The sequence below is a fragment of the Priestia sp. SRI_019 genome, assembly GCF_057586255.1.
On sequence record NZ_JBYCZN010000008.1, the window covers coordinates 74,108 to 90,937 of the forward strand.

The 16,830-nt window shown below is 32.2% G+C and carries 20 protein-coding genes; 11 read left to right on the forward strand and 9 right to left on the reverse strand.

Features of this window, described 5'->3' with window-relative positions; genetic code table 11:
* Nucleotides 1-72 precede the first annotated feature (72 nt).
* The 5 genes from AC2YJL_RS25260 to AC2YJL_RS25280 all read left to right on the forward strand — a co-directional run bounded on the left by AC2YJL_RS25260 (nucleotide 73) and on the right by AC2YJL_RS25280 (nucleotide 2,478).
* Entirely contained in the window at nucleotides 73-348 is a 276-nt protein-coding gene (locus AC2YJL_RS25260; RefSeq protein WP_230932884.1) for a GlsB/YeaQ/YmgE family stress response membrane protein, read from the forward strand.
* A gap of 30 nt (nucleotides 349-378) precedes the next feature.
* Nucleotides 379-504, forward strand: a complete 126-nt coding sequence (locus AC2YJL_RS25265; RefSeq protein ID WP_269067651.1) for a hypothetical protein — start codon at nucleotides 379-381, stop codon at nucleotides 502-504.
* A 330-nt stretch (nucleotides 505-834) separates the two neighbouring features.
* Nucleotides 835-1,569, forward strand: a complete 735-nt coding sequence (locus AC2YJL_RS25270; RefSeq protein WP_230932883.1) for an alpha/beta fold hydrolase — start codon at nucleotides 835-837, stop codon at nucleotides 1,567-1,569.
* Nucleotides 1,570-1,612: 43 nt separating this feature from the next.
* The gene (locus AC2YJL_RS25275) at nucleotides 1,613-1,762 is read left to right on the forward strand and encodes a hypothetical protein (RefSeq protein ID WP_155404215.1); all 150 of its coding nucleotides are present in this window, start codon (nucleotides 1,613-1,615) and stop codon (nucleotides 1,760-1,762) included.
* A gap of 50 nt (nucleotides 1,763-1,812) precedes the next feature.
* Complete coding sequence (locus AC2YJL_RS25280) at nucleotides 1,813-2,478, forward strand: hypothetical protein (RefSeq protein WP_230932882.1); 666 nt, start codon at nucleotides 1,813-1,815, stop codon at nucleotides 2,476-2,478.
* A gap of 137 nt (nucleotides 2,479-2,615) precedes the next feature.
* Here the strand turns inward: AC2YJL_RS25280 and AC2YJL_RS25285 are convergent, their stop codons facing one another.
* A complete protein-coding gene (locus AC2YJL_RS25285) occupies nucleotides 2,616-2,825 on the reverse strand; it encodes an alpha/beta-type small acid-soluble spore protein (protein ID WP_013084404.1) in 210 nt (69 codons plus the stop codon).
* A gap of 566 nt (nucleotides 2,826-3,391) precedes the next feature.
* Between AC2YJL_RS25285 and AC2YJL_RS25290 the strand changes: the two genes are divergently transcribed.
* Both AC2YJL_RS25290 and ytvA read left to right on the forward strand, forming a co-directional pair.
* Nucleotides 3,392-3,709, forward strand: a complete 318-nt coding sequence (locus tag AC2YJL_RS25290) for a DUF3243 domain-containing protein (protein ID WP_230932881.1) — start codon at nucleotides 3,392-3,394, stop codon at nucleotides 3,707-3,709.
* 313 nt (nucleotides 3,710-4,022) lie between these two features.
* On the forward strand, nucleotides 4,023-4,808 hold the full coding sequence (gene ytvA, locus AC2YJL_RS25295) for a YtvA family blue-light photoreceptor (protein ID WP_487375036.1): 786 nt from the start codon (nucleotides 4,023-4,025) through the stop codon (nucleotides 4,806-4,808).
* Between the two features lie 337 nt (nucleotides 4,809-5,145).
* Here the strand turns inward: ytvA and AC2YJL_RS25300 are convergent, their stop codons facing one another.
* From AC2YJL_RS25300 to AC2YJL_RS25335, 8 genes are all read right to left on the reverse strand, one after another.
* A complete protein-coding gene (locus AC2YJL_RS25300; RefSeq protein WP_487375037.1) occupies nucleotides 5,146-5,628 on the reverse strand; it encodes a hypothetical protein in 483 nt (160 codons plus the stop codon).
* A 27-nt stretch (nucleotides 5,629-5,655) separates the two neighbouring features.
* Entirely contained in the window at nucleotides 5,656-5,802 is a 147-nt protein-coding gene (locus tag AC2YJL_RS25305; protein ID WP_487375048.1) for a DUF8096 family protein, read from the reverse strand.
* Between the two features lie 67 nt (nucleotides 5,803-5,869).
* Nucleotides 5,870-6,334, reverse strand: a complete 465-nt coding sequence (locus tag AC2YJL_RS25310) for a GNAT family N-acetyltransferase (protein WP_487375038.1) — start codon at nucleotides 6,332-6,334, stop codon at nucleotides 5,870-5,872.
* Nucleotides 6,335-6,428: 94 nt separating this feature from the next.
* Nucleotides 6,429-7,172, reverse strand: a complete 744-nt coding sequence (locus AC2YJL_RS25315; RefSeq protein WP_487375039.1) for an amidohydrolase family protein — start codon at nucleotides 7,170-7,172, stop codon at nucleotides 6,429-6,431.
* A gap of 161 nt (nucleotides 7,173-7,333) precedes the next feature.
* Complete coding sequence (locus tag AC2YJL_RS25320; protein ID WP_162871457.1) at nucleotides 7,334-7,483, reverse strand: hypothetical protein; 150 nt, start codon at nucleotides 7,481-7,483, stop codon at nucleotides 7,334-7,336.
* 51 nt (nucleotides 7,484-7,534) lie between these two features.
* The gene (locus AC2YJL_RS25325) at nucleotides 7,535-7,867 is read right to left on the reverse strand and encodes a YolD-like family protein (RefSeq protein ID WP_487375040.1); all 333 of its coding nucleotides are present in this window, start codon (nucleotides 7,865-7,867) and stop codon (nucleotides 7,535-7,537) included.
* 13 nt (nucleotides 7,868-7,880) lie between these two features.
* Nucleotides 7,881-9,146: a Y-family DNA polymerase gene (locus AC2YJL_RS25330; RefSeq protein WP_487375041.1), complete on the reverse strand. Its 1,266-nt coding sequence runs from the start codon at nucleotides 9,144-9,146 to the stop codon at nucleotides 7,881-7,883.
* A 909-nt stretch (nucleotides 9,147-10,055) separates the two neighbouring features.
* Nucleotides 10,056-11,252, reverse strand: coding sequence for an RES family NAD+ phosphorylase (locus AC2YJL_RS25335; protein ID WP_487375042.1), 1,197 nt, complete (start codon nucleotides 11,250-11,252; stop codon nucleotides 10,056-10,058).
* 429 nt (nucleotides 11,253-11,681) lie between these two features.
* On the opposite strand from AC2YJL_RS25335, the gene AC2YJL_RS25340 reads away from it, so the two are divergent.
* From AC2YJL_RS25340 to AC2YJL_RS25355, 4 genes are all read left to right on the forward strand, one after another.
* Nucleotides 11,682-12,335: a hypothetical protein gene (locus AC2YJL_RS25340; RefSeq protein ID WP_487375043.1), complete on the forward strand. Its 654-nt coding sequence runs from the start codon at nucleotides 11,682-11,684 to the stop codon at nucleotides 12,333-12,335.
* Entirely contained in the window at nucleotides 12,336-13,169 is an 834-nt protein-coding gene (locus tag AC2YJL_RS25345) for a serine/threonine-protein kinase (RefSeq protein WP_487375044.1), read from the forward strand.
* A gap of 1 nt (nucleotide 13,170) precedes the next feature.
* Nucleotides 13,171-14,376, forward strand: coding sequence for a hypothetical protein (locus AC2YJL_RS25350; protein ID WP_487375045.1), 1,206 nt, complete (start codon nucleotides 13,171-13,173; stop codon nucleotides 14,374-14,376).
* Between the two features lie 151 nt (nucleotides 14,377-14,527).
* Complete coding sequence (locus AC2YJL_RS25355; protein ID WP_487375046.1) at nucleotides 14,528-16,258, forward strand: KAP family P-loop NTPase fold protein; 1,731 nt, start codon at nucleotides 14,528-14,530, stop codon at nucleotides 16,256-16,258.
* Nucleotides 16,259-16,830 lie beyond the last annotated feature (572 nt).

Genomic DNA, 16,830 nt, shown 5'->3' on the forward strand with positions numbered 1-16,830 from the left:
GAAAATAACAAGATTAATGGCTCTTATTTGGGGGTAAAGTCAACTAACTATTTAGAGAGGAGAGAATAATGTATGAGCATTATATGGACACTAATTGTAGGTGGAATTATTGGCTGGCTTGCTGGTTTAATTACAGGGCGCGACATTCCTGGAGGAATTATCGGTAATATTATCGCTGGTTTTATCGGTTCATGGTTAGGCGGCCTTATTTTAGGAAGTTGGGGACCTGTTATCGGTGGTTTTGCCATCATTCCAGCGATTATCGGATCTATCGTTTTAGTACTTATTGTAAGCTTCATTTTGCGAAAAATGCGTCAGAACAATAATCATGGTCGTCATGCAAAATAATGTAACATATATAAAGTGGAGGGACTAAAGATGAGAGAAGATAGTAAGTCTGTATTATCAGGTTTTGTTGAAGATAATCAATTTGAATTGGATTCCTACCTTACTTATTTATTCGAAAAAATCAACCATGAGGGTGAAATTACATCGGAAGCTTAATTAGAAGTCAGGTATGTTGTTATAAAGAAAAGAAACCAAAAATTATAAATAGGAATGGAGCATAAGCGACCTTAGTCACGTTCTTCACGTGTATACAAGGTCGCTTATTTAAGCTGTCTATTTAGTCACATCTTGTTTTTTTATTTTGAGCATTTTATCATTGTTAAAATTAACTAGTTGATTAATTAACCTTCCGGTATATATAATTAATTATAGAGTTATAATCTTTATAAAATTTAACTTATATTCAACTAAGTCTTTAGGTAGTAAAACATCAGTAATAAACACAATTAGTCAACAAGAATCTACAGCAAGAAAGGACGAATATCTATGAAAAGAAAAATCACTTATCTCTCCATTGGTTTAGTTGTAATAATCATAATAGGTTTTCTTGGTTTCTTTACTTGGTCACAACAAACATATGAACCATCTCAAAAACTTTATACACTCGTGAATAAAAAGGACATTAAGTATGAAAAAGATTGGGTTATTTTCAACTCGAAAAAGAATAATCGAGTGGGAATTGTTTTGTATCCTGGAGCAAAAGTAGAACCGGAAGCGTATAGCTATTACGGTAAACAATTAGCAAAACAAGGTTATTTAGTGGCTATACCCAATGTGAACTTTAACTTTGCATTATTTGACTCTAACAAAGCACAGGAGATAATAGATGCCCACTCCTCTATCCATAAATGGGTCGTAGGTGGTCATTCCTTAGGGGGAGTTACTGCATCTAAGTTTGCTTATAATCACTCTAAAGAAATTGATGGTGTATTCTTGTTAGGTTCTTATCCAGATGAAGGAACTGATTTCTCAAATAAGAAACTTCCTATGCTTTCGATTTATGGTGAAAAAGATGGTTTATCAACCGTAGAAAAAATTGAAGATACAAAGCATTTATTGTCCCAAAAAACAACCATGCATGAAATAAAAGGTGGTAACCATGGTCAATTTGGCATTTATGGAGCACAGAAGGGTGACTCTAAATCGTCTATATCTGTAAAGAAACAACAGGACGAAATGGTTACTGTTACTTCAAAATGGATAAAAGAAAGTATTAACTAATTGATGGTTTGTTATAAGAGAATTTTGTTGAAGGGTGATTTTTATGAGTTCAATAGATCTTTTAATCAAAGCTTTAAGGGCAAAAAACATTCCAGTTCAAAAGATAAAAGTAAAAAATAGTACGCGCAATGAGTGGAAAAGTTACCAACTGCTCAATGAAAAGAATCAATTGTTAAATGTGACATTGAAATGAATTATGATAATTAACTCTTAGTGTTTGCTGAGATAATTAAGGAGAAAAAAATGATTGATACGATACTCTATTTTCTGTTTAGTATTTGTTACTTAGTGATGCTTCTTTTTAGCATAAAACTCATCAAAAAAAGACCAGTACCCTTTTATATGGCATTTTTACCTCTTGTAATAACTGGTTTAATTTATGATAATGTCATCCTTTCTGTAGGTTCATTTATTGGAGAAGGTAATATCCTTTTCCTTCTCAGTATGTTTCGTTTTTGGTTTCATGCTTTATTTACGCCTACTCTTGTACTTTTTGCTTATGGAGTGGCTAAGCATTTCAATCTTCAATGGGCTAAGAAACTTATATTCAAAATCATCTTCCTCATAAGTACACTAGCTCTTATAAGTTACGAGATTGTACAAACGATTAATAAAGAGCCAAAAATAATGCAAGATTATGGTATTGTTCGCTATACTCTTGTAGGAGGGGCTGGTCCACCTTTAATGGTTATTATTGTTGCATTCGTTTTGCTTATTGTTGGGATATCACTATACCGTAAAATGGGCTGGAATATAATGATGATTGGAGTATTACTTATGGTTGGGGGAAGTGCTATACCATTTAACCTTCCAAGTACGGCTGTCATAAATATATTTGAGGTGTTTTTTATCTTTTCTTTATTTTTAACTCAGCGTTATGTTACTTTTTCAACACATGATAAAAATTAAACTAATGCTTTTATTCTTATGAGATACTCCACTTAACAAAATCTTTATTTCAAAATATAAGTATATATCCAATTTTAAAAAGGAAAAGGAAGAATGGATACCCATTCTTCCTTCAGCCATCATTTTATAAAATTGTATTAGAAACGTCCGCCACCAAGTTGTTGCTCAGCCATTTGTACAAGACGTTTAGTGATTTCGCCACCTACTGATCCGTTTGCACGTGCAGTTGTGTCAGCACCAAGGTTAACACCAAATTCGCTCGCGATTTCATATTTCATTTGATCGATTGCTTGTTCAGCACCGTATACTAATAATTCGTTGTTGTTGCTGCTTTTGTTGTTTGCCATGTTGTGTCACCTCCTTGTTTCTTTTAAGTTTCCTATTATAGAAGAAGTACATACAAGGTAAATAATGGATGTATTATTTTCTTACCTGTTTCTTATACTAATTTTTAGGAACAAATCACACTTTAAAAGTGGAATTAGATGTTTCATTTCCTTGTCATGAAAATTAATATTTGCCATGTTCGAAAAAAGAGCCGTACCCAAAAGATACGGCTCTTTTTTATATTTATTGATGACGAAGTTTTTCAATTTCTTCTAAAAAAAGACCTGTCAATTTACTGATTATGCTGCTCGTTATACCTTCTCGGATTATTCTAATGGTCATTAATTTTATAGCTTCTTCTTTTCCTTTTCTTTCAGCTCTATAGCATGTCTTTGCACAACATATGAAGACATCTTTTATTCAGTCTATTTTTATTGAAATTGCACACCAGACTAATAAGTGTGGCGGGATTAAAAGCACTAAATTTCTCTAGAGCACATTCAAGTATCATTAAATGTTTACATACTTGCTACTAGGGAATCCACCTTGTAAGAACATTACTATCTAAATAGGAGGAGAATAAAAAATGAACACTAATACAGGGACTGTTGAACATAAAGTAGATAATAAATTAAATGAGATGAGCCAAGAGAAGAAGGAAAACATTCTTTCTAGTTTTAATGAATTTAAAACATACTTAGGAGATAAGGTCACAAAAGGTGAGAAACTAGGCTTAAATGATGACCAATTAACTTTAGGTGCTAAAAAAATAGCTGATTATCTTGCTAAACATGAAGAACCACAAAATGAAGAGCAATACTTGTTACATCAGTTATGGAAAGTTGGGAATGAAGAGGAGAAACATCATCTAGCTCATATGCTTGTTAAATTGGTTAAAGAATAATTCAAATTACGTAATGAAAACTAACAATACATGATTTATTAAAGGAAGAATGAATAATTCATTCTTCCTTTTTTATTTATGTATTATCCGTTGCTTACACAATAAAAATCTAAAAATGTGCTTGAAAGTAAATGACGTTTAGTAGAAGGTAGGCTGTATACGTCCTCCCGACAGGACATGATTGTATTACACGTTCGTATCGGTAAACCCAGAGTTATAGAATTACATATGTATCTGCACACTTATAATAGTATATTATTCATTCACTGATATACTTTATATCAAGAATGAAGAAAATAAGGGGGAGCATGTAATGGTCCTATATAAAGATCCTATAAATGAACTACAATTTATTCAGAAAGCTCTTGATTATACACGTGCTGGTCTGATTATAACGGATCCATCTTTGCCTGATAACCCCATTATCTATGCAAATAAAGGATTTTTAGACTTAACGGGATACGATATAGAAGAAATCCTGGGGAAAAACTGTCGTTTTCTACAAGGTAAACAAACGAACCCCACCACAGTTAAGGAAATGAAACAAGCTGTTACCGCACGCTCATCAATCACTGTTCAAATTTTAAATTATACGAAAGACAACCGTCCCTTTTGGAATGAATTATATATTGATCCTTTATGGATGGAAAGTAAACTGTACTTTGTGGGTGTCCAAAAAGATATAACAGAAAAGGTAAAGCAAGGAGACCTTATTATTGATTATCACGAACAAATGACACAGATGTCTACCCCTATTGTACCATTGAAGGATGGCGTTTCAATTTTACCGATTATTGGCGTGTTAAATGAACAACGTTACGACATGTTGATGGAAAAAGTATCGATGTATATTGAAGAATCAAAAGATGACTACTTTATTGTTGATTTTTCTGGACTACTAGAAATTGATACCTATACTGTTTCGTGTATTTATAACTTAAATCGTTTAATTAGTCTAACAGGAACTGAAGTGATGATTACCGGAATCACGCCTTTGTTAGCCAGGAAAATGGGTGATTTGTATGTTACTTTTGATGACTTAACAACGTTTACTCATGTGAAGAATGCATTAGTTTTTATTGAAAAGAAAGAAAAATAGAAGTGTTGTTCAAAACTAGAGAGCATGTTGCATTGCGTTTGTTGCAGTTTGTGACTTTCTTGAAAAACAAAAAATCAGTCATTGTTGGGGGAATATAATCATATTTTTTAAAAAGGGACTCAACAACCTTTTGTCTATGACATGGATAGATAACTCCTAAACTTACTAGTTTAGGAGTTATTTACTTTATCTATTCAGTTTCTGTTCTTCTTCTTTGCACTTGGTTAGCTACCCCTTCACCTTTCTAAATACCGTGGAGGCAGCACTAGAAAACGGTACCTTCACAATCTCTATCCTAATATTTTGTAGACTAAAGCAAATGACATGCTTTTGCATCTCAATCCCTGTGATCTTGTAGTCGTATCATCAAATGATTTAACCTATCTGTATCTTTTTTTAAACACTTAAAAATACGAAGCATTACATGATAGTTTTCTCCACCTCTAGAGGCTACCAGTTCATGTTCTTTCAATTTTTTCTCAACTTCATGTTCAAGCACTGTTACAACTTCTAATTCATCTACCTCGTTTAATGCAACTCTGCAAGCAAGTAATGCGATGCAATAGTGATATCCAATGCTATCGTAGCCACGAAAGCAGTTGTCGCCAAGCAACTTTAGCTCGTATGGTTGTATAATATTGATCACAACTTCTGTTATGTCTTTAGAACCAGCAAATGGCACCATACGTAAACAATGTTTGCGATTGAGTGGGGTAGTAGAAAATGATTTTATTTTTCGTATCAATTTCTTTAACAGCTCTTGATTTTTATCGCTTAGAGAGTTTTTTTTAGTTTCTAATATATCAACTATGTGTTCCATATTCATACTCCTTATAGCTCATCGTGATTAGATACTTTTCTTCATACCGCATTGGCGACATTCACGTAAGAAAACGCCATCTTTTACGGAACTTTTGAAGTAAGATGAATTGCAATTGCCGTATCGACCACTTACCTTATTATTATGACAAAGCTTAAAATCGTATAGATTAATTAAGGGTCCTTACATATTTAAGGACCCTTTTATGCAACAAACGCCTCTGTTTGTTGCATAAGCTAGCTTATTCTAATTTCATTTTTAACCCTTCGTGCGTGGGTTTAAATCCCAAGCGTTCATAAAAACGTAATGCATCGCCTCTTTGCTTATCTGTTGTAAGTTGAATTAAGTGACAACCACGTTCTTTAGCACGATGAATGGCCCATTTTATAAGTTCCGTACCTATTCCTTTTCCACGTACAGATGGAGCTGTTCGAACTCCTTCAATAGTAGCTCTCCATCCACCTTGGTATGTAATATATGGAACAAACGTAATTTGCTGTACACCGATTACTTCATTTCCTTGATAAGCCACTACTAACTCGTTATTAGGATCAGATGTGATAGCTTGAAATGCTGCTATATAACTTTCTGGTAGTGGTTGTTCATAACGCTCACTCGTCTTTCCCAACTCATCATCACTAAGCATTTCAACAATTCTATCCAAATCTTGTTCCGCAGCTATTCTAAAGTTAATTCCTTTTTCCAATAAATTCTCCTCCTTAATGGACGAATAGTTTATAACTTTGCCCTATAATAGGGACCATGGATAAAGGGTTAGCTAAAAAAATATAAAAGGACAATTACTTGAAATACCAGTTAAAAGCATTCGTATATAGAATTTTATCAGCAGCCTGTTGGTCAAACAACTCTTGGATCAATTCAATATCTTTATACTCAAAAGGTCTTTTCGCTCTTGTAGATGGCAAATCTGTTCCAAACATAAGAGCATCAGGGTTTGCCTCATATATGTATTTTAAAGCGTTCTCAACATTTAGTTCCACACGTCCAAAGCCTGTTGCTTTCACACGTATGCCTTTATCGACTAGTTTTAATAAATGTGGTAATCCTTCTTCTGATAACCCTAAATGGTCAATTGAAATAGCAGGTAACTTTTCAATGGTTGATGCAATTTCAGGTAGCTCTTTTGAATCAATATAAAGCTCACTATGCCACCCTACTAAATCATAAACTCTTCTTGCAAAGTAATCGAGCTTTGATAAATCTTCTGAACCACCACGCTTTATATTGAAACGTAATGCTTTGACTCCATGTCGATGTAAATGTATAATTTCTTCGTCCGTTACGGTAAAAGGTAATTGAGTTACCCCACAAAATGTTGGACCCATTTGTTTAAGTGCGTTTACTAAATATTCTTGGTCAAATCCTTGAAAGGAACCCGATACTATGGCTCCACCGAGTACATCCAAATTCGCAGTTCCAGTTTTATAATCTTCTACAACATAACTAGGAGGCAAATACCCTTGATTCTCGTTAATTGGAAAATTGAAATCAATAATATGAAAATGTGAATCAAAAAGTCTCATTATAATTCCCCTTCCTTTTCTTTAATTTACCACCTCTCTAACGAAAAGAAAATGTTATGTTATTTATTAAAACGCATAAGTTTAACTTATTGAATTAACTTGAATTTAGTATATTTATATATTCGGGACATAAGCAATCTTTAATATGAGCTATGTTGAAATTACGTTGTTTTTTCCACTAGTTGCATCTGGAAAATTTGCGTTTCTTGAATACCGGCTCTTTGAAGCTCCTGTTTAAAGGATTCTCCTTCTTTTAGTTTAATAATTCTCTTCGAACCGTCACGTAACGTATATATTCTAAAATTGTACATAAACGTCCCTCCACCAAAATAAATGCTTCGTATACACGATTTCTTCAGGAACTAAGCTAAGCTAACATCGATGAGCTCGCTTAACCTCATTTTGTTCTTTAACTCAAATACATCATCGATGAAAACAAATAAACCTCCGAGAGAATCAACAAACTGAATGGACCCTGTCTCTGTTATGCATTGTCCTCTCTTATAATAGGTAAGGTACACTTTTTTATTTGTATGTAAGGCTTCAATTAAGGTGAAATTCATCTGTTCCATTTGCTCTTCTGTTAAAACAGGTTGCGTTACTTCTACTTGCTTATCTATAATCTCCTGTAATCCTATGTATTGTTCTGGCAACGTAGCAAAAGGGCGCCATTTCTTCATTCCTCTAGGTTCCATGTTTTTGTCCTCCTTACGCTTTGTGGCCTCCAAGTAAGCCATTTCGATAACGAACGGTTGAATGCTCGAGGTGACTTGAAGCTCGCAGCAAACTATTCTTTCCATAACGCATCCGAATCTCATCAATTGTTTTCGCAAGAGCATAGGCTCTTTCACGCTGATCAATGTCCTCAAATAAGCTCATTTGCTCCTCTTCTTGAATGCTGGTGTTGGATAAGGAAATGCCAATGGAGCGAATCGGCATTCCAGAATCATATGTATGTAAAATGGTTAAACAATACGGAAAGATATCTTGGCTTAAGTTGGAAGCCCGCCCCATTTTCTTTTGTCTGGAGAAGCCTCCACCTGTTTGTTTGCTGTAGCCAATCGATAAATGGATTGTTTGAGACACCACTTGATGCATGCGTAAACGAAAGCAAACATCGTCCAATAGCTCCAATAGTAATAATTCCACTTCTTTTCGGCTTGTATAATCTCGAAAGAGAATCTGACTCTTTCCGAAGGACCTAGAGCTAGGAATGTACACATCAGAAATGCGGCTAAAATCAATGCCATTCGCGTGTTGGTGCAACTCTTCCCCCAAGATGCCAAATTCTTTTTGTAACATCTCTTTAGAAGAAAGAGCGAGCTCTTTTATGGTATAGATGCCTAAACGGTTTAAGCGTCTTTCGGTAGCTGACGAGATCCCCCAGAAATCCTTCATTGGATGAATCGACCACAACTTAAAGGGAATATCCTCATATCGCCAATACGCAACCCCTGTTGGGCTATGCTTTGCTTCATGATCTAAGCTCACCTTCGCCAGTAAGAGATTCGGACCGATTCCTGCGGTAGCTGTCAGTCTTGTTTTGCGATAGATCTCATTACGTATTCGATGAGCTAGCTCCTCTGGTGTTTCAGCAAATAAATGCAAAGAAGCAGTCGCATCAATAAACAACTCATCAATACTATACGCATGAAAGTCTTCAGGAGCCACATACTGTAACACCAAACTAGAAATATAGTTCGAAGCCTTGATGTATCTCTCCATGGATGGATTCACCACATGGATATCTTTCCTTTTAGGAATTTCAAAGAGGCGACTTCCTGTTTTGATCCCTTCTTTCTTTAATAAAGGTGTGGCAGCTAACACAACCGATCCCGACCGTTTGATATCTCCTACAACAGCAAGCCTTGTTTTCAACGGATTTAACCCCCTTATGACAGAAGAAACGGAAGCATAGAATGCTTTCATATCAATACAAATAATGACTCTGTTTGGTAGCTGCCCATAATCCATTGGAATAACTCCTCAATAAAGAACGTTTGTTCTTTATTATATACGAACAAACGTTCTTTATTCAATGGAATCTTTTCCCGATTATTGCTATCCTATCGGAACTAAAATAAAAATTATCCTTTTACTTTTATGATTTGTCTTTCTTTTTTAATAAGAAAATAACTTCAAATCACATGATAAAGAGCATTACTAGTAACACTAATCAAGGAACTAAGTAAAAATAAATCCATAAGATCACCTCTTTTTGTTAAAATCTTAAGAGGAATCTGCAAACATCTCCTTTTCCCCCTGTATAATTAGAGATGAAGACAGTTTTTTAAAATTAAAAAGATTTTATAAATAATTGAAATTTTTTAGAAAGAAGAACTTGTTATATAATTCATTTGAGGATTCTTGCATTGAGAGATGGTACTAACAAGAAAATAAAATTGAAGAAAAGTGACTTTTCAAGAGAAATTAAAAAGTTTGGAGATTACAGAATAATACATATTTCATGTAAAATTAGTAATATATGAGGATAAAGTGTAATTTCAGTTGTATATTCTTCCGAAAAAGGCAGCTAAATATTATTATTCAGCTGCCTTTTATCTACCTTCACAATGTGAAAATAATTTAATGCCTCGCCTGAGATGGCTGTTCTTTATTGCTAAAATAGAATTGGGCCTTTCTATTATTGTTTTTCTTATTATCATATATACTCCTCAAACTCTATTTAGAAACAGGCTAAGAAAAGATGTAGATTGGTATGGAAAAGTAGTAGGATTCAATAGTAAAAAGAGCCACATAGTTCGGATTTCTCTTTATTTGCAAGAAGTTATCCCTTACTATCCTTAGGTTTTTTCCTTAGTTATAAATCAATTTAAGTTCCCTTGTTTTATGTAGAGAATTTATAAAGGGTTGATAGAAATATTAAAAGGGTAAATCCGTATCAACCTCTTCATCAATGATTTTATTGGGGTATTTATCCATTTTCTTTAGTTCATTCTCTATAGAGTTATAGGGAATGACTCTTTCAACTACTACATCTTTATCTCGTTTAAAGTTGAATAAACAAAAATTGTATCCATCTCCGCGTGTACTGTTATAAATAATACCATTGTAGTTATTCGCCATTAAACATTGGGCTATAAAATTGGGGAATATATACTCGTATGAGAGTTTAAGTCCTTGATTTAAAGAAGGCATTGAACTAAATATTTCAATATCCAAATCTCTGACATCCCATACTCTCATGTCCTCTAACAATAAAAATTCTGCAAAATCTATCGACTTACCTTCATTGTATATAAAGCCAAGTTCATTACATACAACATCCATGCTACTTGCCATATAGAGAGAAGATATGCCTGGAGGGTTATATCGCCCTTGCGATGGTATTCCTTCAGGTGGATTCCACAATTCCTCTGGAATATAGTTTGCCATTCGTTCATTATCTTTTCTAGTTCTTCCACGAAGAAACCTATTTCCAGCCTCTATTGTTATTAAATTAGGTATATTTCCACTTTTTATTTGGAAGAAAATCTTCTGACCTAATTCATGGTTCATACCTAACATTGGATTTTTTAAGAGATAATTCATGAAATCTTTTCCTTCATGTTCAGTTGTTCCACTAAAGGTATTAATCACGATTTCAACATCATTAGAATACCAGTTTTCTACTTCTTCAGCAGTGACGTAAGGATCATCACTTTCTAATTCATTTCCACAATTAGAACAGTAGATATTTAAATATATTTCACTTGAAATGTCAGTTGGAAATCCGTGACCTTCCACTAATGTGCGAACATTTTCTAAATCAGAAGGATCTCCATGCTTTTGAGTATATAGGATAATGTTTTCATTACAATACTGGCATTCTCCAATCTCTGTTTCACTAATTTTCTCGGCTATTAATTCACCAATTGAACATGTAAATAATTCAATGTCTTCTATTACATATGTACCAAGCATAATAGAATTACCACATTCTGGACATTCTTTGAGGCTATTATATTCATATCCTCTTACCGTTTCAGGAACATTATATATCTGCCATTCTTCAAGCACTTCAAAAACCACTCTATATTCCTTACAATTACTACAGAAAATCTGTTGACAATCATTCATTGATAATAACACCTCTGTTATATTAATATTTCGATTAAACTTTTGTTTTAATCAAATTCCGCATTCCTAATTTTAACGATAAAATTGTCCTAAAGTAAAATATACTTATATCTAAACAGAACAATATAATACAGACTCGTTTTCACCTTAGCCTTAGCTTTAGATAAAGCGAACATCAATTATTTCATTTAACCTCATTTTGGTCTTTAATTTAAATACTTCAATGAGTTTCAGTTAGTATAATTCCATTCTTTAATCAATGAATTATTATAAATTTTTCCCGATTATTACTATCTGATGGGATTCTTTTCAAGAATAAATTGAATAACGAGAAATTATAACTAGTTTCTTACATTTTCAGTGGAAAAAGTGTAAAATATTATTAACATTTTCTAGGTATAAAGGTATAAAGGTATAAAGGTATAAAATATGAACTTTAACAGTGAGGCAGATTTAGTACAATATTTTCTTAAAACAAAATCAAATAGTAGTAAAACCAGAATTATAACAGAGCTTGAAACTAATTTTGGTAGGCCCGATATTGTAATAATACAATATAATCAATGGAAATATGGTGAGCGTAAAAGTAATATGTACGATATTACTTTTACGAGGAAACATAGTTATATCTTGTCTTTTTTATTTAAGAAAGGTTGGGTATCTATTGGTAAGCTACAACAATTTTTCTCATTAAATGAAAAGGAGATAAAAAATATTCTCCTTCAAATGAATTCGATGAATTTAGTGGATTTAAAAGGAAATTTAGTAAAATCAAAACCTGCTAAAGAGCTATTAGTTATTAAAAATATTCAAGTATATGAAGCAAAATTAGCTAATTGGAAATATGTTATTGAACAAGCAGAAAGACATCTCTGGTTTACAAATGAATCATCTATTTTGTTACCTGAACTCTCCCCCAGTGTATTAAATAAGTGTATGGAAAAATGTAAAGAAATAGGAATCGGAATGTCGATTATAGAGAAAAACAAAATAAAAAACTTACTAAAACCATTAGAAAAAAAAATAATAAACACTCCCTTACTATGGGAACTAAATGAGAAGCTAATTAAAGGGGATATATGAATGGAAAAACTTTTAGAGTTTTGTAAAGGTAATTTTACAGAAATTGAGGATATCGATAGCTTTGGGAGTGGAGGTCAGAAAGAGGTATTTAGTGGGGTTCATCGTGAGCATGGAAAGGTTGTTTTAAAATTAATTGAATTACATTCCGATAGTACAGCAAAAAGAGCAATAAGGGAGTTAGAGATAACTGCTAATTTAGAAGGTGAAGATTACCCTAAAATATTCGGATACGACTTTATCACGTTTGAAAAAACAAATTATATTTATGTAATTGAACAACTTATCCAAGGTCAAACTTTAAGGTCTTATATGAACGAAAACACAAATATTGCCGTGAATCAGGTAATTAATATAGGGATTGCTATCTTAAAATCTCTAGAAAAAGTGCATGAAAGTCATTTAGTTCACCGGGATATAAAGCCTGAAAATATTATCGTGACAGAAGATAGTATAGTATTACTTGATTTTGGTATAGCTAGGGATTTATCCAAGGAATCTTTAACTGCAGATTTAGCGTTTTTTGGACCAATGACTGTTGGATATGCAGCACCTGAACAGATTAAAAATCAAAAGAAGATAATTTGTAATAGAACAGATTTATTTGCTTGGGGGATTATAATGTATGAAATGGTAAAAGGTTATAACCCTTTTACCAATGGAGTAAATAGTCGCGAAGAGATAATTTTAAATACCCTCAATTTAAAGGTTCCTAAATTAAAGACTGGTAAAGAAAATTTTGATGAGATAATTAGTAAATGCTTAGAAAAAGCTGTACACAGAAGACCTGCTTCAGTATTTCAGATTAAAGAAATCTTAGCAGAAGAGAGGTACTAAAATGTCTTTTTATTTACAACAAGGATATGGAATGATGGGAATTAACAAAGAATTTGCTGATAAGGTCAATAACCTAGGGGTTATATTATCACCTAGATCTCTACAAAAAAATACAAAAATAGAAAATTTGGAGAAGCATGCCCACCAATTAAAAAAGAAAAATGTAAAAATACTGTTTGATCCGCAATTTTATGTACCAAGGACTAACATGGAGAAAATATTAAAATTTCCTTATTTTAAAGAATTAGAATATTCAACAGTAGATTTTAATAGTACATATGCAAAACAATTTTGCAAAAATGTATTAGATTATCAGATACAAAATCTAAATGTAGATGAGTTGATTATTCCGAATATTTTCACAAACTCTCCCACTGATGATTGGTTCAATATACAGGAATACCTTATAGAAGGTGCTTTAGAAAGTGGACACGGCTTTAATAAGTACCTAACTTTGCCATTAGGTCCGGACTTTGTGAAAAATAAGGAAAGTTTTGACGAACTCATAAGTAGGTGTACACTGTATGATGTTGAAGGCTATTATATAGTTTTAAAGTCTCCAAAAGATTATTTAATTGATGATGAGGAGTACTTATATTCCTTATTAGATGCTTTCATTAGTCTAAACTTATCAGGTAAAAAGGTTCTTTTAGGTTATTCTAATCAGCAATGTTTAATTTATGGAGCAGCTGGTGTTACGTCTATTGCTAGTGGGAATTTTAGAAATGTAAGATCCTTTGACCCAGAAATTTTCTTTGATGATGATGAAAACGAAGATATTAAAAGAAAAGGTATATGGTATTATGATGCAAATACATTTAGCGAATTTAAAATACCACAATTATCTTTAGCTTATAGACGAGGGTTAAGTGAGTACTTTGGTCCCCACTGCGATTACTGTAGTAACCTTTTAAAAAGTGAGAATCCTGCTAATGTCCCTTGGAAAGAAGGAGAAGCTTTTAAACATTATCTATTTGAATTAAGAAATCAATGGATATCAGCTCAAAATGTTAAGGTTAATGAACGAATAGACTACATTATTAAGCTATTAGAGAATGTAGAAGAAACTATAACTACTCTAAAAGATAGTGGCTTTAGATTAGGTAGTAGGGCTTTCGATGATAAAGTCATATCGAGTTCTCTGAATGCTTTATACGCTATTAAAAGTGATAGAAAGTATGATTTACAACAGTTAAAAGATTTATAAATAAATAAGGGGAAGTCCTTTTAAAAGGGCTTCCTTTAATCATTTTAGCAATAATAAAAAGGTCATATCATTAAGTCAAAGGCTACTATACTGGATGATTAGAGTTAATCTTTCAGTAAGATATTAATAAAAAATTCAAGGAGTATAAAGTATGGACAGCCTAGAAAGAAAAAAAGAATTAAAAGAAGCAATAGAGATTTATACAGAGAGAATAAATGCCATTGTCCATGAAAGAGAAGGAAAAGAAGCCTCAATAGAAGAAGACTATCCAGTTGATGAAAGTCTTTTCAAAGATGAGTTGGATGATATAAGCGAAACTTTAACAGATTTAGAGCATCAGTTGCGGGAAATTGAATACAAGGATGAAGAAAAACTTAGGATAAGCGAGATTAATAATCGAATTTATAAAGAAGGGTATATTTTACGTGATAGTGAGAGTAATAATGATTTACTTTCGCGAACGGAGCATGCTCAGGAAATTAGTAAACTTATTTCTAATACAAAAACTCTTAGTCCGTTAACTTTAGGAATTTACGGTGAGTGGGGAGAAGGAAAATCATCATTCTTAAAATTAATTGAAAGCGAATTGGAAAGAATTAATGTAGCTATCAAAGAAAATGATACTTCTAAAAAAAAATACAGCAAAACTTATGTTGTAAGGTTTGATGCATCAGAGTATGATGATCAAGATAAAATATGGTTCTCCATGTTAAGCCAATTATTTGCTAAGTATGAAGAGGAATTAGGAATTAAAGCAAAAATAAAATATAGTTTTTCTCTCTTTAAAAAGTCTTACAGAGAGAATGAATGGAAATACTTAGTTAACTTAATAATAATAAGTATTTTTATTGTTTGGATTTCGGTATATTCTAAAGATAAATCAGTTGTAGAAGTATTAACTGGAAACTCTGTCTATACAAATATCGTAGGTTTAATTTCAAGTATTACGGTTGCAACCAATATAGTCATGCCAATGTTAAAAAAGATAAAATCTTCAACAAAGAAAATGTCTGAAAAGATAGTTTCTCAAATAAAGTATCCTAATTATAAAGATTTATTAGGTACTAGAGAAAAAGTAAAAGAGAGTCTAGAAATTTTAACGGATGTATGGACACGAAAAAATAAAGGCAAAATAGTGGTAATGGTCGATGAATTAGATCGTTGTTCGGAGAAAACTATAGTAGAATTTTTTGAAGCTCTACAACTCTTCTTACCAATAGAATCTATAATTTTTGTAATTTCAATTAATCAAAAAGCTGTATGTTTTGCTCTTGCTAATAATAACTTGCATTTCTTTGATCAAGAAATAGTGTCAAATGATGAAAAATTAATTTTTGGGAAAAATTATTTAGAAAAATATATTACTATTCCCTATCATCTTCCACATCAGAAGAATTATAAAAATTATATTAATCATTTATTAACAGATAAGTCTGACACTCACCAATTCAATGTCTTTGATGATGCGGAAAAGGCTGTTTTAACTAAGATGATTGCCCAAGTAACTAAATATAAAGATATTACACCAAGAGAAATGAAAAAGATCATAAATTTATTACTATTATCTAAGGAAAGATTAATTAGTACAAATCGATTGAAAGAAAAAGGTTTTAAATTAAAACTTGAAGAACAGATACCTTGGTTTATAATTAAATATTTCTACCCTGAGACTGCGAATTGTATAATGAAATATTTAGAAAGCCATTACAATTATAATCAATATAAGGAATTTAAACTTGTTAAACATTTAATATTTTTCCCTGAAGAATATAAGGATACGTCTGATGCTAAACAATCAAAGATACTATACGAACATCTAGATAATATTCGTATAGAATATATTGTTTTATCTAATAGAATTCTAGAAAATCTTATTAGATAGCACCTTTAAAAATTCCTTCCTTCTTTCAAATAGAAAGGCTAAGCTCCTTAAGCTTATAGATAAGAAACTTAGCCTTTTTTAGTACTTATTGAGTTACTTTAATATTTGTATCATACTGGCATCAAAAATATATTCTACATAGTTATTCCCGTGAACTGTTTTCCAAAATTCATCTACTCCATAAGAGACATTGGAAAAAGCATTGACCTTCTTTCCAGAAGAATTAACTAAATAAAAATCTCTGTTACTATCTATATCGTCATCTGCCCATTTTGTTTGAACGTGAAGTGCCCATCAATAATTCTAATATTTGATACATCCATAAATATTTATCTTAGGAAGAGAAAGAAGAGCTTAGCTAGGTTTTAAAATTTCTCTACTTCACCTCTCTCAACTACTCATACGTACGTATCCAAAAAAATAATTTTCTATTTTTATACTCATCTTACTTTTATATTCCAATTATTCTACCAAATACGTTCGTAAAGGTGTATGAATATTAGAAGACGTTCGTAATTTATTTTAAAACTTAAACGAACGATAAAAAAGATAACTTTCTTACATGAAAGAAA